This is a genomic window from Achromobacter deleyi (genome assembly GCF_902859705.1).
GTDB classification, from domain to species: domain Bacteria; phylum Pseudomonadota; class Gammaproteobacteria; order Burkholderiales; family Burkholderiaceae_B; genus Achromobacter; species Achromobacter deleyi.
In genome coordinates this window covers 1-16113 of the sequence record NZ_CADIJO010000001.1, presented here as the reverse complement: position 1 = coordinate 16113, position 16113 = coordinate 1, and the positions used below count along the sequence as shown (strand labels likewise).

Annotated in this window: 15 protein-coding genes and 1 tRNA gene; 12 read left to right on the top strand and 4 right to left on the bottom strand. The window is 64.2% G+C overall.

Annotated features, from left to right (window positions below; translation table 11 throughout):
- The first annotated feature begins 106 nt into the window (after positions 1-106).
- Together HV798_RS00080 and recN are read left to right on the top strand one after the other, a co-directional pair.
- On the top strand, positions 107-1006 hold the full coding sequence (locus HV798_RS00080; RefSeq protein WP_025136861.1) for an NAD kinase: 900 nt from the start codon (positions 107-109) through the stop codon (positions 1004-1006).
- Positions 1007-1019: 13 nt separating this feature from the next.
- Positions 1020-2681 carry a DNA repair protein RecN gene (gene recN, locus HV798_RS00075; protein WP_175190846.1) on the top strand — a complete coding sequence of 554 codons (1662 nt, stop codon included), beginning with the start codon at positions 1020-1022 and terminating at the stop codon, positions 2679-2681.
- A gap of 144 nt (positions 2682-2825) precedes the next feature.
- On the opposite strand, the gene fur is transcribed toward recN, so the two are convergent.
- Positions 2826-3245 (bottom strand): ferric iron uptake transcriptional regulator, encoded by a 420-nt coding sequence (gene fur, locus HV798_RS00070; protein ID WP_006223539.1) that lies wholly within the window; start codon positions 3243-3245, stop codon positions 2826-2828.
- A 157-nt stretch (positions 3246-3402) separates the two neighbouring features.
- Between fur and HV798_RS00065 the strand changes: the two genes are divergently transcribed.
- Together HV798_RS00065 and dapB are read left to right on the top strand one after the other, a co-directional pair.
- Positions 3403-3939, top strand: a complete 537-nt coding sequence (locus HV798_RS00065) for an outer membrane protein assembly factor BamE (RefSeq protein ID WP_025136859.1) — start codon at positions 3403-3405, stop codon at positions 3937-3939.
- An 18-nt stretch (positions 3940-3957) separates the two neighbouring features.
- Positions 3958-4749 (top strand): 4-hydroxy-tetrahydrodipicolinate reductase, encoded by a 792-nt coding sequence (gene dapB / locus HV798_RS00060; protein ID WP_175190845.1) that lies wholly within the window; start codon positions 3958-3960, stop codon positions 4747-4749.
- A gap of 133 nt (positions 4750-4882) precedes the next feature.
- Here dapB and murB read toward each other — a convergent pair whose 3' ends face one another.
- Positions 4883-5920 (bottom strand): UDP-N-acetylmuramate dehydrogenase, encoded by a 1038-nt coding sequence (gene murB / locus HV798_RS00055; protein WP_175190844.1) that lies wholly within the window; start codon positions 5918-5920, stop codon positions 4883-4885.
- 36 nt (positions 5921-5956) lie between these two features.
- Positions 5957-6196: a hypothetical protein gene (locus HV798_RS00050; protein WP_175190843.1), complete on the bottom strand. Its 240-nt coding sequence runs from the start codon at positions 6194-6196 to the stop codon at positions 5957-5959.
- Positions 6197-6216: 20 nt separating this feature from the next.
- Here HV798_RS00050 and HV798_RS00045 point away from each other — a divergent pair.
- The 4 genes from HV798_RS00045 (at position 6217) to istB (HV798_RS00030) (ending at position 10851) form a co-directional block, all read left to right on the top strand.
- Positions 6217-6292 (top strand) — tRNA-Gly (locus tag HV798_RS00045).
- A 227-nt stretch (positions 6293-6519) separates the two neighbouring features.
- Positions 6520-8454, top strand: a complete 1935-nt coding sequence (locus tag HV798_RS00040) for a tyrosine-type recombinase/integrase (protein WP_003097548.1) — start codon at positions 6520-6522, stop codon at positions 8452-8454.
- Between the two features lie 119 nt (positions 8455-8573).
- Positions 8574-10073 (top strand): IS21-like element ISPa36 family transposase, encoded by a 1500-nt coding sequence (gene istA / locus HV798_RS00035; RefSeq protein WP_003097546.1) that lies wholly within the window; start codon positions 8574-8576, stop codon positions 10071-10073.
- A complete protein-coding gene (istB, locus tag HV798_RS00030) occupies positions 10060-10851 on the top strand; it encodes an IS21-like element ISPa36 family helper ATPase IstB (protein WP_003097544.1) in 792 nt (263 codons plus the stop codon). The genes istA (HV798_RS00035) and istB (HV798_RS00030) overlap by 14 nt, the downstream gene beginning before the upstream one ends.
- A gap of 212 nt (positions 10852-11063) precedes the next feature.
- Here istB (HV798_RS00030) and HV798_RS00025 read toward each other — a convergent pair whose 3' ends face one another.
- On the bottom strand, positions 11064-12299 hold the full coding sequence (locus tag HV798_RS00025) for a TolC family protein (protein WP_024099874.1): 1236 nt from the start codon (positions 12297-12299) through the stop codon (positions 11064-11066).
- Positions 12300-12577: 278 nt separating this feature from the next.
- Between HV798_RS00025 and HV798_RS00020 the strand changes: the two genes are divergently transcribed.
- The 4 genes from HV798_RS00020 to HV798_RS00005 all read left to right on the top strand — a co-directional run bounded on the left by HV798_RS00020 (position 12578) and on the right by HV798_RS00005 (position 16031).
- Positions 12578-13370 (top strand): IS5-like element ISStma16 family transposase gene (locus tag HV798_RS00020; protein WP_086009121.1). Its coding sequence is split into 2 segments (ribosomal slippage): positions 12578-12837 and positions 12836-13370, totalling 795 coding nucleotides; the frame shifts between segments, so codons are not numbered across the junction.
- A gap of 281 nt (positions 13371-13651) precedes the next feature.
- The gene (gene istA / locus HV798_RS00015; protein ID WP_011875632.1) at positions 13652-14674 is read left to right on the top strand and encodes an IS21 family transposase; all 1023 of its coding nucleotides are present in this window, start codon (positions 13652-13654) and stop codon (positions 14672-14674) included.
- Positions 14671-15456 (top strand): IS21-like element helper ATPase IstB, encoded by a 786-nt coding sequence (istB, locus tag HV798_RS00010; RefSeq protein WP_006397377.1) that lies wholly within the window; start codon positions 14671-14673, stop codon positions 15454-15456. The genes istA (HV798_RS00015) and istB (HV798_RS00010) overlap by 4 nt, the downstream gene beginning before the upstream one ends.
- A gap of 299 nt (positions 15457-15755) precedes the next feature.
- Entirely contained in the window at positions 15756-16031 is a 276-nt protein-coding gene (locus tag HV798_RS00005; RefSeq protein WP_003116793.1) for a hypothetical protein, read from the top strand.
- The last annotated feature ends 82 nt before the right edge of the window (positions 16032-16113 follow it).

Below are 16113 nucleotides of genomic sequence, written 5' to 3'. Positions count from 1 at the left end.
TTTTTGTCCCGCCAACCGATATGCGGCCCCATATAATCGGCTAACCGGCCGCTTGTCGGGCCGATTTCGCCTTTGTTGTTGGGTTTTTCAGATTCGCCTTGCCACCATGCACTTTCCTACCGTCGCGCTGATCGGCAGATACCAGGACACCGGCCTGGACGCCCCGCTAAGAGCGCTTGCGCACGCGCTGACGCAAGCGGGCCGGCAGGTGCTGGTCGATGCCGACACTGCCCGCAACACCGGCCTGACCGAATACCCGGTCGCCACGCTTGAACAGATCGGCCAGAGCGCATCGCTCGCGGTCGTGATGGGCGGCGACGGCACCGTGCTGGGCGCCGCACGCCACCTGGCGCCCTACGGCGTGCCGCTGGTCGGCATCAACCACGGCCGCCTGGGTTTCATCACCGACATCCCGCTGCAGGACGCGCACGGCGCGCTGGCGCGCGTGCTGGAAGGCAGCTACCAGATCGAAGCGCGCATGCTGCTCGAAGGCAGCGTCTGGCGCGGCAACCAGAAAATGTATTCCGCCACGGCCCTGAACGACGTGGTCCTGAACCGCGCGGGGCGCGGCGGCATGATCGAAGTCCGCGTCGAACTCGACGGCGCCTTCATGTACACGCAGCGCGCCGACGGCCTGATCATCGCCACGCCCACCGGCTCGACCGCCTACGCGCTGTCGGCCAACGGCCCCATCCTGCACCCCGGCATGAACGCCATGGTGCTGGTGCCGGTGGCGCCCCAGACCTTGTCCAACCGCCCTATCGTCATTCCCGACAGCGGCGTGCTGAACATGACGCTGACGGCCATGGGCCGCGTCGAAGTCGGCGCCAGCGTGCATTTCGACATGCAGACCTGGTCCGACCTGCAACCCGGCGACCGCATCGTCGTGCAACGCGCGCCCTATACCATCCGCTTCGTGCACCCGGAAGGCTACAGCTTCTTTTCCACCCTGCGCCGCAAGCTGCACTGGAACCTGATGCCGCAAGCCACCGACAACGTAGAGTAATTAGCGCCCAGACATGCTGCGCACCCTGCACATCCGCGACTTTGTCATCGTCGAACAGACCGAGATCCATTTCGGTCCTGGCTTTACCGTCTTCTCCGGCGAAACCGGGGCAGGCAAATCCATTCTTATCGATGCCCTGGCGCTGGCGCTGGGCGAACGCGGCGACGTCAGCGTGCTGCGTGAAGGCGCCACGCGCGCCGACATCACCGCCGTGTTCGACACCCCGCGCGCGCTGCACGCGTGGCTGGCCGAACGCGAAATCGACGCCGATGAAGAACTGGCGCTGCGCCGCGTGATCGACGCGCAAGGCCGCAGCCGCGCCTACATCAACGGCACCCCGGCCACCGTGGCGCAGTTGCGCGAACTGGGCGACAGCCTGGTCGACATCCATGGCCAACACGCGCATCAAAGCCTGATGCGCCCCGACGCCCAACGCGACATGCTGGATGCACACGGCGGCCATGGCGACCTGCGCCAGGCCGTGGGCCAGGCCTGGAAGCAATGGCGTGCGCTGGCGCGCCAACTTGAAGCTGCCGAAAAAGACGCCGCCAGCCTCGCCACCGAACGCGAACGGCTGCAATGGCAGGTCGACGAGCTCGACCGCCTGGGCCTGGCGCCCGACGAATGGGATGCGCTGCAATCCGAACACACCCGGCTGGCGCATTCGCAATCGCTGCTCGATGGCGCCACCCAGATCCTGGAAGCCCTGGACGGTGAAGGCGATTCCGCGCATCACCGCCTGACCTCGGCCAACCACCGCATCCAGCAGATGCTGCGCCACGACACCGGCCTGCAAGGCATCTACGACGAACTGGAATCGGCCCGTATCGCCATCAGCGAAGCCGTGTCCGACCTGAACAACTACGTCAGCCGCGTCGACCTCGACCCTCAGCGCCTGGCCGACGTCGAAGCGCGGCTGAGCACGGTCTTCGAAACCGCCCGCAAGTTCCGCACCGAGCCCGACGCCCTGTGCGAACTGCGCGACAGCCTGCACGCCGAACTGGCCGCGCTGCAAGCCGCCACCGATATCGACGCGCTGCGCGCGCAGGCCCAGGCGGCCCAGGCGCAATACGATGCCGCCGCCGCCAAGCTGTCCACGGCGCGCCGCAAAGTCGCCAAGGACCTGGGCAAGCAAGTCACCCAGGCCATGCAGACGCTGGCCATGCAGGGCGGCAAGTTCGAGCCGTCCCTGTCGGCCGCCGCCCCTTCGGCCCACGGCAACGAACAGGTCGAATTCCTGGTGGCCGGCCATGCCGGCACCACGCCGCGCCCCTTGGCCAAGGTGGCTTCGGGCGGCGAATTGTCGCGCATCTCGCTGGCGCTGTCCGTCATTGCCAGCCGTGCGGCCCGCGTACCCACCCTGATCTTCGACGAAGTCGACAGCGGCGTGGGCGGCGCGGTGGCCGAAGCCGTCGGCAAGCTGCTGCGCGAGCTGGGCGAACGCCATCAAGTGCTGTGCGTGACCCACCTGCCCCAGGTGGCCGCCTGCGGCAACAGCCAGTTCCTGGTCAGCAAGACCGAATCGCGCGGCACCACCCGGTCCCGCATCGAAGAACTGGACGACGGCGCCCGGGTCGAGGAAATCGCCCGCATGCTGGGCGGCATCAAGCTCACCGCCACCACCCGCGAACACGCCCGCGAGATGCTGGCCGGTTTCGGGCACACGCCGGCCTGACCCTCACGCCCGGCGCATCGGGCGGCCACCCGCTTTTCATTCCGCCCGCAGGAATAAAAAAAGCCCCTTCTTGGAGAAGGGGCTTTTGCCTTCACTGAACCACGGCGAGCGCGGCCGTGGTCAGTGAGTCCCGCGAGGAAAAGCTCAGCGGCCTTTCAGGCAGCTGCCGCAGATGCCGTACAGCACCATCGCGTGGCTTTCCAGCGCGAAGCCGTTGTCCTTGGCGATCTTTTGCTGGCGCTTTTCGATGTCCGGGTCCGAGAACTCGACCACCTTGCCGCAATTCGTGCAGATCAGGTGATCGTGGTGATCGCCGTCGTTGAGCTCGAACACGGCCTTGCCGCTGTCGAACTGGCTGCGGGCAAGGATGCCGGCCTGTTCGAACTGAGTCAGCACGCGGTAGACGGTGGCCAGGCCGATTTCGACGTTTTCGCCGATGAGGGCCCGGTAGACGTCTTCAGCGCTGAGGTGGCGCTGGTCGGACTTACGGAAGATATCAAGAATTTTCAGGCGGGGAAACGTCGCCTTCAAACCCATGTTTTTCAGTTCGCTTTGGTCGCTCATGGTGTAATCGCTCTCCGTCCGCGTTGGCATGGGCAAGGATACCGGGTAACCGCGAGCCGGCCCCACCAGAATTCCTGCCGCCCCGCAGAACTATCCTTATGAAACCTTTATGATAACGGTTTTGTCTGCTTCCAAATAATAGGGGCGCGTAGTGTCCATGATTGCACGAATTCCTTCCCGCTCGCTCAAGACCGGATTGGCCATCGCCGCCCTGGCCGTCGCCCTCGCGGGTTGCTCGGGAAACAAATGGGGCTTCCCCTATAAGGCGGGCGTCCAGCAAGGCAACTGGATCACCCAGGAGCAGGTCGCCCTGCTGCAGCCCGGCATGACGCGCGAACAGGTGCGCTTCGCCCTGGGCAGCCCCACGCTGACCAGCGTGCTGCACGCCAACCGCTGGGACTACCCCTACTACTTCAAGCCTGGCTACGGCGAGGCCCAAGAGCGCAAGTTCACGGTCTGGTTCGAAAACGACCGCCTGACGCGCTGGGAAGGCGACAAGCAGCCTGACCTGCAACCGTACCAGCTGAACACGCCCAACGCCGTCGCCGACGAAAAAGCCGACAAGCGCCTGAGCGAAGACGAAGCCCGGATCAAGCAGGAAGAAGAACAGAAAAAGCGTGACGCCGCCGCCCCCGTCAGCCCCATGAACCAATACCCCGGCCAGCCCGGCAACTCGCCCGAGCCGCTGCGCTAACCCCCAAGGATTCACCACATGCGTATTGCAATTGCCGGCGCCAGCGGCCGTATGGGCCAGATGCTGATCGACGCCGTCCTGAAGGCCGACGGCCTGCAACTGGCCGTCGCGCTGGACCGCAAGGGCTCAGCCTCCCTGGGCCAGGACGCAGGCGCCCCGCTGGGCCAGACCACCGGCGTCGCCATCACCGACGACCTGAACGCCCTGGCCAACGCCGACTGCCTGATCGACTTCACGCGCCCCGAAGGCACGCTGGAACACCTGCAAGCCTGCGCCAGGCTGGGCGTGAAGGCCGTCATCGGCACCACCGGCTTTGACGACAACGGCCGCGCCGCCATCGAAGTGGCTGCGCAGAAAACCGCCATCGTGTTCGCCCCCAACATGAGCGTCGGCGTCAACGCCACACTCAAGCTGCTGGACATGGCCGCGCGCATCCTGAATTCCGGCTACGACGTCGAAGTCTTCGAAGCGCACCACCGCAACAAGGTCGATGCGCCGTCCGGCACCGCACTCAAGATGGGCGAAACCATCGCGTCCGCCTGGGACGTCGCCCTGCCCGACGTCGCCACCTGGAGCCGCCACGGCGACACCGGCGTGCGCAAGCCCGGCACCATCGGCTTCTCGGTGCTGCGCGGCGGCGACATCGTCGGCGACCACACCGTGTCGTTCTGCGGCATCGGCGAACGCATCGAAATCACCCACAAGTCGGCCAGCCGCGCCACCTACGCCGAAGGCGCGCTGCGCGCTGCGCGCTTCCTGGAAGGCAAGCACAACGGCCTGTACGACATGCAGGCCGTGCTGGGGCTTTGAACCTCGCAACGCCTGAATGGGGCCAGCCATTGCGGCCCCTATGAAAAAAGGACCCTCGGGTCCTTTTTTTCGTCTGTAGGAGTGGTTGTCGCTGCAGCGCCAGATCGGGTTGCCGCGCAACATGCCGCCCCGCTTACACCACCACGGGCTCAGGTTCCAGCATCACGCCGAAACGCGCAACGACGTCTGCCTGGATGGCCTGCGCCAACGCCATGATGTCGGCAGCCGTAGCCCCGCCCCGGTTCACCAGCACCAGCGCCTGGCGATCATGCACGCCGGCCGCGCCCAGGCTGCGGCCCTTCCAGCCGCATTGGTCGATCAACCAGCCGGCCGCCAGCTTGTAGCGCCCGTCCGGCTGCGGATACGACACCAACCCTGGGTGTTCGCCTGCCAACGCGTCGCGCTGCGCGGCCGAGACGATCGGATTCTTGAAGAAGCTGCCCGCATTGCCGGTGACCGCAGGGTCAGGCAGCTTGGCGCGCCGGATTTCGCAGACAGCTTCGAAGATATCGCGCGCCGTCGGCTGGCCCTGGGCCAACCGTGGATGGCGTTGCAAGTCGGGATACCCCAGCACCGGCTGCCACGGACGCGGCAGGCGCAAACGCACCGACACGATCACCCAACTGCCCGGCGGCTGATGCTTGAACACGCTGTCGCGGTAGGCATAGCGGCAATCCGCCGCGCTCATCTCGACATAGCGGCCGGCGCGCACATCCCAGGCGGTCAGGCTGTCGAACCGGTCGGCCAGCTCGACGCCGTAGGCGCCGATGTTCTGCACGGGCGCCGCGCCCACCGTGCCGGGAATCAAGGCCAGGTTTTCCAGGCCGTCCCACCCCTGCCGCACACATTCGGCCACGAAGCCATGCCAGGTCTCGCCGCCCGCGGCCTCGACCAGCCAGGCATCTGGCGTGGCCTGCAACAGGCGCACTCCGCGCAACGCCACCCGCGCCACCAGCCCCGGCACGGCCTGCGGCAACACCAGGTTGCTGCCCCCGCCCAACACCAACAGCGAACCGCTGCGGGCCGCCAGCGCGGAAAGCGCCGGCAATTGGGAGGGGTCGTCCACGGACACGTAAGCCTCGGCCATTGCGGCCAGGCCCAGCGTATTCAGGGCGGAAAGGTCCTGTTGCCGGGGTACCAGCACAGGCGCCGTAGCGGGGGAATTTGACATGGATACTACTGGCTATGCTATATTTTTGGTCTTCGCTCATATTACTTGATTGAGCTTGGCAGCACGGTTCAGCCCGATATTGCCCAGTTCAGCGCGATCCGCCAGCCCCGGCAACCGCCTGCGGCCAGCACGATCGGAAAAAATCATGTAGAATGCGCGCCTTCTGATCGATAACCAAGTTGATCGGGCAACACCGGAAAAGGTACGCGCCAAGGGCAACCGAACCGGGGTTGGCAATAAAAAATGGTTTGCACGCCGCAAGGCAACCAGCGTCAAGCTGGGCACTGCGAACCCATGCGGGAGTAGCTCAGTTGGTAGAGCGCAACCTTGCCAAGGTTGAGGTCGCGAGTTCGAGACTCGTCTCCCGCTCCAATTTATGATCTACAGACTTCCACTGACGTCTGTAAGTCATTGAAAAGAGGAGCTTCGGCTCCTTTTTTCATTCCAGCGAAAGCCACGGAAGTCCACTGACAGCCACCATTTTTGAGGCCAAAAACAAGGCCAAAGAATGCGGGTCGTGCCGGTTCCGGGTTGTTGCTGGGGTTGGATCGGGATGACAAGCAGCATCGGGCCTAAGTCCAAGACTTAGGAGCTTGATGATGACACTCTCTGATCTGACCGTGCGGCAAGCCAAGGCCGCCGAGAAAACCTACAGCATCCCCGACACCGATGGCCTCGGCCTGGTGGTCGCCCGCACCGGCGGCAAGTCGTGGCATTTGCGCTATTACTGGCTCGGCAAGCAAAAGCGCATCTCCCTGGGGAACTACCCCGAGATCGGTTTGCGCGAAGCGCGCACCTTGCGCGACGAAGCCCGGGCGCTTCTGGCAAAGGGCGTCAACCCCCATACCGATCGGAAACAGAAGCGACACGCGGTCAAGCTTGCGGCCGACTACACCTTCAAGGCCGTCTTCGATGCGTGGGTCGAGCATCGCCGCAAGGAAATCAAGGAGGGCAGGAACAGCACGCTGTCGCAAATCCTGCGGATCTTCAACAAGGACGTGCTGCCTAGCCTCAAGCAGATGTCGATCTACGACATTCGCCGGCCCCAACTCCTGGGCGTCCTGGCGAGGATCGAGGAGCGCAAGGCGTTCACCACTGCCGAGAAGGTCCGCACCTGGCTGGGGCAGTTGTTCCGCTATGCCCTCGTCATCGTGGAGGGGCTGGAAGCCAATCCGGCCTCCGACCTGGACGTGGTGGCCGAGCCCAAGCCCCCGGTGAACCACAACCCCTACCTGCATCTTCCGGAGCTTCCCGAGTTCCTGCACAAGCTCAGGCTCTACAACCCTCGTGGTTGGCAGACCCAACTCGGCATCCGGCTGCTGTTCCTGACCGGCGTGCGTACCGGCGAGCTGCGGCTGGCGACCCCGGACCAGTTCGATCTCGACCGTGGCCTGTGGATCATCCCGCCGCAGATCGTCAAGCAACTCCAAGACGAGATGCGCAAGGCCGGCAAGCGCCCGCAGGACGTTCCGCCCTACATCGTGCCGTTGTCCGTGCAGGCCATCGAGATCGTGCGCTACCTGTTGGGTGTGATGAGGCCGGCCCAGGTCCATCTGCTCACGCACCGCAGCGAACTCAAGAAGCGCATCAGCGAGAACACCCTCAACGCGGCCTTGAAACGAATGGGCTACGAGGATCAACTGACCGGTCACGGCATCCGCGGAACCATCTCGACGGCGCTCAACGAGATCGGCTATCCCAAGATTTGGGTGGACGCGCAGCTTTCGCACTCGGACCCGAACAAGGTGAGTTCGGCCTACAACCACGCCAAGTATGTTGAGCCGCGCCGCCGGATGATGCAGGACTGGGCGGATCGTCTCGATCTGCTCGAACAGGGCCAAGTGGAAGCGGCCAGCGCGCACCTCACGATCCATATCGAGGGCGTGCCGGCCATGGCAGAGGAGGACAAGCCCAACACCATCGTCGCTGCTGCTTCTGCGGCATCCGTTCCGCCTGTGGTGGCCGAACCCATCGTCGTGACGCCAAACGACGGGGGAATCACATTCCAGCGACTGTCGCAGGTACCACCGCCCCCGACGCATGCGCCAGAGCCGGAGGTGTCTGTCATCCAGCGCGAGCGCGAGGAAATGCTGGTCATCTACGAATCGCCGAGCAGTCTGCCGGTCCCGCTGTTCGGCAAGTTGGCCGGGAAGTCCAAGGACCAGATCAACCGCGAGCTGAAGGCGGGCAAGCTGCTGTCCATCAGCTTGGGCAACCGCGGGCAACGCGTGCCCGACTGGCAGCTGGTACCCCTCAAGCACAAGCTGGCACAGGTGCTCATGAACCAGTGCCCGCATGCGGATCCGTGGGACCTGTACCGGATGCTGACCCGCCCACATCCGGACCTGGGTGATCGCGCAGCCATCGACATCGTGACACCAGGAAATTTGGGCATGGTCGTGCGGGTCATCGCGGGCACCCAGCAGCAGCCAAACAGGCCCGGACCTGACTCGTCTGTGCAAGGTATTCCAGAGGAGACTCGCCAGCGCATTCAACGGTTGCTAAATGATGCGGCAATGCTCGAAAGTGCCTGACGCTGTTGGCGCGCATCCAGAACTGACCCACTTTCGGCGGTGATGCGCGGGTAAAACTGACCCACCTGAAGCCCACATCCTGAGCATCTTTTGCTCGGGGGATTTCAGGAGTGATCACCATGGTCATGTTGGCCAAGATCCGGCGGATGCATTTCCGCGATGGCCTGCCGCTGCGCGAGATCGCCAAGCGCACGGGCCTATCCCGCAATACCATCCGGCGATGGCTGCGCAGCGGCCAGTCCGAGCCGGTCTATCCCAGGCGAGCCTCGCCCTCCCGGCTCGATCCCTACCGGTCCCAGTTGGAGACGTGGCTGCGTGCCGACAGCCATCGTCCCCGGCGGGAACAACGCACCGCCAAGGTGCTGTTCTCGCAGTTGCAGGCGATCGGCTATCCGGGCACCTACACCCGGGTGACGGCCTTCATCCGCCAGTGGAAGGCGGCCGGCGGCGCCAGCCGCCGCCCGGCCTTCGTGCCGTTGCACTTTCCTCCGGGTGAAGCCTTCCAGTTCGACTGGAGCCGCGAGTACGCCTTCGTCGGCAGCCACGCCAAGATGCCGCTGGATCTCGCCCACGTGAAGCTGGCCTGCAGCCGCGCCTTCTGGTTGGTGGCCTATCCCACCCAGAGCCACGAGATGCTGTTCGATGCTCATACCCAGGCGTTTACCGCCTTCGGTGGCGTGCCGCGCCGCGGCATCTACGACAACATGAAGACGGCGGTGGACGGGATCGGCCAGCACCGGGAACGGCGGGTCAACGCCCGCTTCCACGCCATGACCAGCCACTACCTGTTCGCCGCGGAGTTCTGCAACCGCGCCGCGGGTTGGGAGAAGGGGCGGGTCGAGAAGAACGTGCAGGACCGGCGCCGACAGATCTGGATCGAGGCCGGGGCCCGCCACTGGCCAGATCTGGACACCCTCAACGCCTGGCTCGCCAGCGAGTGCCGCGCCGCTTGGCCGATGCAGGCGCATCCGGATGCCTCCGACATCACCGTGGCCGAAGCTCTGGAGGACGAACAGCCCCACCTGATGCCGATGCCCGCGCCCTTCGACGGCTACATCGAGCGGCCGGTGCGGGTCAGTTCGACCGCGCTGGTCAGCTTCCAGCGCAACCGCTACAGCGTGCCGTGCGAACACGCCCACGCCGTCGCCAGCCTGCGCGTGTATCCCTTCGAACTGGCCGTGGTGGTCGGCGAGGCCGAGGTCGCCCGCCACCGGCGCAGCTTCGAGCGTGATCGGGTCCACTACGACTGGCAGCACTACATCGCCCTGGTCCAGCGCAAGCCGGGGGCACTGCGTGACGGCGCGCCGTTCCTGTCCATGCCCGATCCGCTGCGCAAGCTGCAGCAGGTGTTGCTGCGCCAGCCTCACGGCGACCGCGCCATGGCCCAGGTGCTGGCCGCCGTACCCGTGCACGGGCTCGAAGCGGTACTGGTGGCGGTGGAACTGGCACTCGAGTCCGGCCTGGTGCGCGCCGACCACGTGCTCAACGTGCTGGGGCGATTGCAGCATCCGGACCGCACGATCGAGACGGTCGCCTCGCGAGTGACGCTGCGTCATCCGCCGGTGTCCGATCCGGCCCGCTACGACGCCCTGCGGGAGGCAGATCATGTCGACGCCTGACCTGCCGCTGCGCATGCAGCAGCTCAAGCTGCACGGCATGGCCAGCCAGTGGCCCGAACTGCTGGCCAAGATGCGCCTGCACACCATGGAGCCCGAACACTGGATGGCCGAACTGCTGCAGGCCGAGTCCGCCGAACGGCAGGTTCGTGCCCAGGCCAACCAGATGAAGGCCGCACGTTTCCCCGTCCATCGTGACCTGCTCGGGTTCGACTTCGCGGCCAGTCCCGTTGATCGCGCACTGGTCGAACGACTCCACCAGGGTGACTTCATCCACACCCCCGAGAACGTCGTCCTTGTCGGTGGACCGGGCACCGGCAAGACCCACCTGGCCACCGCCATCGGCATCCAGGCCGTGCGCCAGCATCGCCTGCGCGTGCGCTTCTTCTCCACCATCGAACTGGTCAATGCGCTGGAGAAGGAACAGGCCCAGGGCAAGGCCGGGCAGATCGCCCTGCGCCTGACCTATGCCGACCTGGTCATCCTCGATGAACTGGGCTACCTGCCGTTCACCCCCTCAGGCGGCGCGCTGCTGTTCCACCTGATCAGCAAGCTCTACGAGCGCACCAGCCTCGCCATCACCACCAACTTGGCCTTCTCCGAATGGGGTCAGGTGTTCGGCGACGCCAAGATGACCACCGCGCTGCTGGATCGCATCACCCACCACTGCCACATCCTGGAGACCGGCAACGACTCCTGGCGGCTGCGCAACAGCACCGCCGCCAACAAGACCAAAGCCAGAATCAGGGCAAAGGAGGCCACCACCCAGACCACCAACTGATACCCTCAGCCCCGTACACCGGGTGGGTCAAAGTTCAACGCGCAGCCTGGGTCAGTTTTAAGTGCGCGCCAACAGACGTTGGCAGCGGGGGAGCCGCTGAGGTGGCCGGCGCGCCATTGGGCGACGCCCCATCCAACGGCAATACCGGCAGCAACCAGCGTCAAGCCGGCAAGGATGTTTCTCGAAGAGGTATTCATGGCGAGGGTCTCCACTCAGTCCGCGATCAGGCTGTTCAGTCGGGCGACGAGGCTGTCGCGCTGCGCTCCAAGGTCGATCAGACGCATGCGCGTCTCCAGCACCTGGGCGCGTGCACTGAGCACAGCGCTCAGGTCCCCCTTGGCGGATCGGTAGTTGCTCAATGCAAGCGCCGCTCGGTTCCGTACCAGTTGCAAGCCGGCGGTCTGCAGGCGGTCGATCTGGCTGTTCAACGCTTGGAGTTCGGCGGCGCTGTCGTCCAGCTCCTGCAAATGCCGCCGCGCCACGTCTTCGCGTTCGGCGTCCAGACGTTCCAACTCGTGCCGTTTTGCCTCGATCATGGGCACTTGGCGTCGATCCTTCTGCCAAGGCAGATCGAATGTCACCTGAAATGACACCATGTCGCCCCATCGGCGATCACGCCGGCTATAGGCTATCTCCCAGGCCCAATCGCCGCGGGTCTCTGATTGGGCTTCGCGGGACTCGGCCCGGGCCATGCTTTGCATCGCCGGATAGAGTTCAAGCTCCGCGTGATTCGCCAGTTCTGTGCGCAGTTGCGCGACGGGGCGAGTGAGCGGGCCTGGATCGCCTTGCAGTGCTTCGTCGGCCCTGGAGCCCACCCAGCGCCGCAACGCGGCCCTGGCCTTGGCCCGGTCCCGCTGTAGATCGTCACGGCGGTCCGTGAGTGTCAGCGCCTCCTGTTCCGCGACCAACAGATCGCCAGCCTGGGCGGTGCCGCCGGCGACGCGAGCGGGGAGACTGTCTTGCAGGCGCTGGTTCTCCGCGAGCAGTTCCGTCAGCAGTATCTCCCGTTGCTCCACCGCCTGCGCGGCGATCCACGCCAGGCTGAGTTCCTGGCGGATCTGCAATCGCTGCAAAACCAGCGCCGCGCGTTCTCGATCCACACGCGCCTGCGCGCTGGCGACCTGGGCGTCGCGCTTGGCCCTGTTGGGCACTTCCTGCATGAGCGCCAAGCGCTGCATCGTCATGGATTCGCGCGTCATGCTCCAGCGATCCATGCCGCTGATGGGGTAGTTTTCGATGCCGAGCGAGAGCTTGGGGTCGGGCAGCGAGCCTGCTGCCTTCTGCACGGATTCGGCGACGTTAACCTGCAACTGCTGCGCGCTTATGCGTGGGCTCTGCTGCTCCGCGATAAGGCGTGCCTCAGCAAAATCGAGGGCGTAGGCTACAGGCGAGACAAGCGCACTGCCCGCCAACGCGATGCTGATAGCTTTCAGACGATGCACTCGCATCGAGGCCGGCGTTGTGCCTCGGCCGTACGCCGACGGGCGCCCCTCGGGGGCGCCAAAAAAGGGAGTAAACATGGTTGTCCTCGGAATTGGTATTCACGAAATCACGTGGTCTGCCGCATCGGTGCGCGGCGAGCACGGACACATAAATCAATTCCGCAGGACTTGGAACGTGAGGTAGATCGGCGGAAAGCCCGCGCGGGGATTGGGAGGAATGTAGGTAACGTGCCGCCTGAGAACGTGTTCAAAGTCTCGCCCTCTTGATGTGAGAAGCTCGCTGGGTGAGAAAAGGCTACCCCAGCGACATCAAGCGCGAGCAGTTCGAGGTGATCCGGCCATTGCTGGAGAGTGCGCGCAGAAAGACTGCCCCACGCAAAGTGGAGCTGTACGAGGTGTTCTGCGCCGTGCTGTACCTGCTGCGCACGGGCTGTCAGTGGCGGGCACTGCCCAGCGACTTTCCCAAATGGCGCACCGTGCACTCGTACTTTGCCATCTGGAGCGAGCCACGCGAGGGTGGCAGCCTGCTGGAGCAGGCATTAAAAAAATCAGGTTGGCGCGGCCCGCGAGAAACTGGGGCGCAACGCCTGCAGCACGCTCTTGATCGTGGACGCGCAGAGCGTGAAGAACACGGACACGGCGGGCTTGAAGGGCTATGACGCAGGCAAGAAGGTCTCGGGCATCAAGCGCCACATCGCGGTGGACACCCAGGGATTGCCGCATGCGATAGCGGTGACCACGGCCGAGGTGACGGACCGCAAAGGCGCACTGCAGGCGCTACAGCGCTGCAAGCCCCGGTTGAGCCGGCTACAAAGCCTGCTGTGCGATGCAGGCTACATCGGTCGGCCGTTCGCGCAAGGCGTGCAGCAGATTCTGGGAGGGCATGTGACGGTGCAGATCGCCAAGAGAAGCGAGCTTCACACTTTCAAAGTGATGCCCAAGCGCTGGGTCGTGGAACGCAGCTTTGCCTGGCTGGACAAGAACAGGAGGCTGTGGAAGAACTGCGAGCGATGGCTCAACACCAGCCTGCAGTTCGTCCACTTGGCATTCTTGGTGCTCTTGCTCAAAAGACTTTGAACACGCTCTGAGGGCTACCCGGTCGAGAACCAACCCGGGCAGCGAGTTGGCGAGCCACATCACGTGCGCCGCGAGAAACTGAATGTCCAGCCCCTGCCATGAAAGCGCCGACTCCCGATCGCCACTGCAATGAGCGTGGCACAACTGTGGCGCTTCGCTGTCCATGGAATCAGGCATGCCGGTGCAATCCGACATTGGTGTCAGCGCCGAAGTAATACTGACCCCTGGCGCCGAGGTAAAACTGACCCCCTGGGCGATGATGGCGGCTTTTGGCCGCCAAGATGTTGACCCAGGAGCAATCATTGGAGATTCGAGTACTGGCCCGTCAGGGCCACGGCATCAAGGCGATCGCGCGAGAGTTGGGCGTGTCGCGCAACACAGTCAGGCGATACCTGCGCGGTGAGGCGACGCCTCCCAGCTACGGCCCGAGGGCTGCGCGGCCACGCAAGCTGGACCCGTACACGCAGTACCTGCGAGATCGCATCGAGGCGGCCCATCCGCACTGGATTCCGGCGACGGTTCTTCTGCGCGAGATCCGTGAACACGGTTACACGGGCGGCATTAGTCAGTTGAAGGCGTTTCTGGCGCCGTTGAAGGTTCGTCCCGCCGAGCCTGTGGTGCGGTTCGAGACCCCACCCGGCAAGCAGATGCAGGCCGACTTCACGACGATACGGCGAGGCCGCCATCCGCTGAAGGCCTTCGTCGCCACGCTGGGCTACAGCCGCGCCACCTTCGTGCTATTTTCCGAGAGAGAAGACAGCCCGGCTTGGCTACGCGGCTTACGTGAAGCATTTGTTTATTTCGGCGGCGTGCCCGAAGAGGTTCTTTTCGACAACGCCGGTACGGTCGTCACCGAACGCGATGCATACGGCCAGGGTCAACATCGCTGGCACCCAGCACTTGCCTCGTTGGCCGATGAGTTTGGCTTTCGTCCCAGGCTGTGTCGACCCTATCGAGCCAGAACCAAGGGCAAGGTCGAACGGTTCAACGGCTATCTGAAGAGCAGCTTCGTCACCCCGTTGGCTGCGACGCTGAAGACGGCCGGCCTGCTCCTCGATGTCGATACGGCCAATGCCCATATCGGCCGCTGGTTGGCAGAGGTGGCGCAGCAACGCATCCACGGCACGACGGGTGAGAAGCCCGAAGTGCGCCTTGCTCACGAGCGACATAGTTTGATGAGCCTGCCCAGGGCGTTCGCTACGCCGCCGGCCGTTACCGTAAAAACTGCAGATATGGTGATTCCGCACGAGAGCCTGCAGCACCCGCTGTCGGTGTACGGCGCCTTACTGGAGCATGCCGCATGAACCTGCAGCACGCACGCATCGCCGAGCTCTGCATCCAGCTCAAGCTCGAGCGCATCGCGGCCGACTGGGCCCACCTCGCACAGCAAAGCGCCGACGAGCAAGCAAGTTTCGCCGATTTCCTGGAGAAGATCCTGAGCGGCGAACACCAGGCAAAACTGGAGCGCAGCCGCTCGACCTTACTGAAGATGGCAACGCTGCCAGCAGTCAAGACGCTGGAGCAATACGACTTCGCCTTCGCCAGCGGCGCACCCCGCGCGCAGATCCAGGAACTGGCCAACCTGGCATTCATCGACCGTGCCGAGAACATCGTCTTGCTCGGACCCTCCGGCGTGGGCAAGAGCCACGTGGCAATTGCCCTGGCATATCGCGCCACCATGGCTGGCGTGAAGACCCGCTTCATCAGTGCCGCCGATCTCATCCTGCAGCTGAACGCGGCACATCGGCAAGGACAGCTCAAGCAGTACTTCAATCGAGCCGTGCTTGGCCCACGTCTGCTCGTCATCGACGAGATCGGCTACCTGCCCTTCGGGCGCGATGAAGCAAATCTGTTCTTCCAGGTGGTCGCCAAGCGCTACGAGCGAGGCAGCATCATCTTGACCAGCAACCTGCCCTTCCCTCAATGGGCCAGCGCCTTCGCCGACGACCAGACGCTCACGGCAGCCATGCTCGACCGCCTTCTGCATCACGCTCACATCGTGCAGATCAGTGGCGAAAGCTATCGGCTCAAGGACAAGCGCAAAGCCGGCAACAGCCCGGCTCGGGCTCGGACTGCTGCCCAATAACCCTTCAACCCCAGGGGGTCAAATTTACTTCGGCGCGAGCGCCGACAAAGGGGTCAGTTTTCAACCGGCGTTGACACATTGGCAACTTGTCAGCCTGCTGCATCGAGATCGTGGCACGCATTTGCGTGGTTTCCACAGATGCCCTCGGGTCTGGCTTGGGACAGACGTACATCGCCATCGCAACCTGCGAGAAAAGCAAGGTTACGACTAGGCCGCTGGTAATCCAGCGGCTCCATCTTGCGAGAAGGCGCCTTAAGCCGATCATGCGGACATACTATTGGAAGTTGTAGGGAGTTGAATTGATCAAGGTCAGTTTCCAGGATGAATTGATGCGTCTGGACGGCGCCTTGGCCCGAACCGGCACCCGCTGCAAATCCACCGGCAAGGGCGGGCACCGCACGTGGTTGTCATGCTTTACGCGCCTCGGCAACTCGCAAGGCTCTAAGCTCAAATCGATCAGCTACAAGATTCGTCTGTCCCGAGAGTCGCTGCAGGTGCGTAATGACCTCGTAGGGGCCATCGGCTATTGGGCGCGTGCAGATTCCGTGACCTGCCCCCTTTCTCAGGGCCACTAGCTACTTAGTAGAGTCCAGGTTGGGGAGCATACCGCTCCGGTGGGTCAGGTTTCGATCAGCGGTCGAACCAGTCAAGGCACCT

What these genes read in the sequence shown, in the direction of transcription:
- istB (WP_003097544.1), top strand. Translation starts at nt 10,060, where the DNA reads ATGTCGACGCCTGACCTGCCGCTGCGCATGCAGCAGCTCAAGCTGCAC.
- HV798_RS00080 (WP_025136861.1), top strand. Translation starts at nt 107, where the DNA reads ATGCACTTTCCTACCGTCGCGCTGATCGGCAGATACCAGGACACCGGC.
- istA (WP_011875632.1), top strand. Translation starts at nt 13,652, where the DNA reads ATGTTGACCCAGGAGCAATCATTGGAGATTCGAGTACTGGCCCGTCAG.
- HV798_RS00025 (WP_024099874.1), bottom strand. Translation starts at nt 12,299, where the DNA reads ATGCGAGTGCATCGTCTGAAAGCTATCAGCATCGCGTTGGCGGGCAGT.
- istA (WP_003097546.1), top strand. Translation starts at nt 8,574, where the DNA reads ATGGTCATGTTGGCCAAGATCCGGCGGATGCATTTCCGCGATGGCCTG.
- dapB (WP_175190845.1), top strand. Translation starts at nt 3,958, where the DNA reads ATGCGTATTGCAATTGCCGGCGCCAGCGGCCGTATGGGCCAGATGCTG.
- HV798_RS00065 (WP_025136859.1), top strand. Translation starts at nt 3,403, where the DNA reads ATGATTGCACGAATTCCTTCCCGCTCGCTCAAGACCGGATTGGCCATC.
- HV798_RS00040 (WP_003097548.1), top strand. Translation starts at nt 6,520, where the DNA reads ATGACACTCTCTGATCTGACCGTGCGGCAAGCCAAGGCCGCCGAGAAA.
- murB (WP_175190844.1), bottom strand. Translation starts at nt 5,920, where the DNA reads ATGTCAAATTCCCCCGCTACGGCGCCTGTGCTGGTACCCCGGCAACAG.
- fur (WP_006223539.1), bottom strand. Translation starts at nt 3,245, where the DNA reads ATGAGCGACCAAAGCGAACTGAAAAACATGGGTTTGAAGGCGACGTTT.
- recN (WP_175190846.1), top strand. Translation starts at nt 1,020, where the DNA reads ATGCTGCGCACCCTGCACATCCGCGACTTTGTCATCGTCGAACAGACC.
- istB (WP_006397377.1), top strand. Translation starts at nt 14,671, where the DNA reads ATGAACCTGCAGCACGCACGCATCGCCGAGCTCTGCATCCAGCTCAAG.